The following is a 1,959-nucleotide window of genomic DNA, read 5'->3' as shown; positions in this document are numbered from 1 at the left end:
ACCTTCATAAGGTATATGTTCGACCGTTATCGTTATTTCTTTTCCATCTTTATCTTTACCGATTCTTTTATAAGTGAATTTATTTTCATTAAGCTCTGTAAGTTCAAGAACTGCACCATACTTATTTTCCCCTTGTGAAACATGAGCTCTTATCTTATTTCCATGAACAATATCGTAAAAGCCGTAATCACCGCGGCTTTCACCAGTTTTAGCATCAAAAAATTCATACTTATTCGTTTTATCATCATATTTTGCTAGACCTAGATAATTCGAGTTATAGCTTGATACATCATTGCCATTTTCATCCAACGCCACTGTTCCTTGCCATGGGGTGCTAGATAGAATTTTGTCCCCATCAACGTCTGTATCTACTTCTCCTGTGAAAGATTCCAAGGTTTTATCTGGATCAGTAAAGGAAAGTTCTGTTTCATTATAAGGAATATGTTCAACAAACACCTCTACGTCGTTACCCTTTGCATCTTTACCCATTCTTTTATAGGTAAACATATCCTTATTTAGTTTCGTTATTTCAACAACGGCTTGGTAACCCATTGATTCTGAAATTAACACTCGAATCTTATCATTAGTGATAAAAAATGTTCCTTTATCACCACGACTTTTTTTTGTGTTTTGATCAAAAAATTCATATCTAGATGTTTCTTCGTCATATTTTGCAAGACCAATGAAGTTTGCATTTTCCTTTGTTAAGTCATTATTATTCTTATCATAAACTTTTGTACCTTGCCAATTCGTGCCACTAAGAATTTCAGTCAATTCCTGTCCTGCAGTTAACTTATTTTCTTTTTTATTCTCTTTAGCAGTTTGTTCATGCTTCTGTGAACTATGATTGTCTTGTGCGTTTGTGTTACATCCTGTTATGACCAATGTTAACCCGAGTAGTATAGATGATGAAACTTTTGCTCTTTTATTCATTTTGTCTGCTCCTCATTATATAGTGTGGTTGTAGATATTCAGTCCTGCAAATTTTTTTTTATGGTCTATGATCTGATTATTTTGCTCCTGCTGTTAGTAAAATTTGTTCAATCTCTTTAAATCCTTTTTCGCGTGCATGTTGTAAAGGGCTCGCATTATTATTATCAGGAATGTTGACATCTGCCCCATGATCTATTAACAATTGCACGGTTTGCTGCTGTTTTCCATCACCATCATTCAATATGATAGCTTCCAGTAAAGCTGTCCAACCGAGATCATTAACATGATTAACATCAATATCAGTATTCGTAACCAGTTCTTTAATAACATCAACATATCCATGTTCTGAAGCAGGGATTAAAGCTGTTCCTCCATACCGATTGGTTATTGACGGGTCGGCACCTGCTTCAATCGTAAGGTTTAGTATATCTACATAACCTTCTGCCCCGGCATACAAGAAGGGGTTATGTTTCATGTCATCTTGAATGTTGACATCTGCACCCGCTTCAATTAGGATTTTTGCCGACTTTACATCATTGTTATAAGTCGCAATCATAGTGGCGGTTCGCCCGTTTGAGTCCTGTGTATTAATATCCACACCTTGCTCAATCAACCTGCTTATCGTTTCCGTTTCTTTACGTTCTACAGCTTGAATCAGTTGTTCATTCATACCCTTTCCTGCCTCCTTTTCTTGTATTTTTAGTTCTCTTTCGTTATCTAAGACACAGCCTTGAAGGATGAAAAGGCATCCACTGACAATGGTTAGCCGTCTCCACATGAACACACCTTCCTTTCCAATGCAACATTAGTGCCGATACCCCGAGTACATCAACAGCACCAAAAGAATTTTTAGTTGTTATGACGTGTCAATAAAGTGGCTTGTTCAAAAGGGTTTTGAGGTTCTAATGAGGATTTTTTACTCCCTTTCAATTTTTGGTCAGGCTTTGTTATTCCGTCTTCATTATGTTAGTACTTAACCTTAAACTCCATCTAAACAATTTCTTAAAAAAAGATTAACTTATTAAT

Annotated in this window: 2 protein-coding genes; both read right to left on the bottom strand. The window is 35.9% G+C overall.

What is annotated here, in order from left to right:
- On the bottom strand, positions 1 to 933 hold a 933-nt coding region (locus ACFWE9_RS26820), incomplete at its 3' end, for a DUF4822 domain-containing protein (protein ID WP_377359659.1).
- Positions 934 to 1,009: 76 nt separating this feature from the next.
- Positions 1,010 to 1,711: an ankyrin repeat domain-containing protein gene (locus tag ACFWE9_RS26815; protein WP_230155653.1), complete on the bottom strand. Its 702-nt coding sequence runs from the start codon at positions 1,709 to 1,711 to the stop codon at positions 1,010 to 1,012.
- Between the last annotated feature and the right edge of the window lie 248 nt (positions 1,712 to 1,959).

Origin of the sequence: Peribacillus sp. NPDC060253 (genome assembly GCF_042727425.1) — a bacterium.
GTDB lineage: Bacteria > Bacillota > Bacilli > Bacillales > DSM-1321 > Peribacillus.
This window is presented reverse-complemented; position numbering and strand designations above follow the sequence as displayed.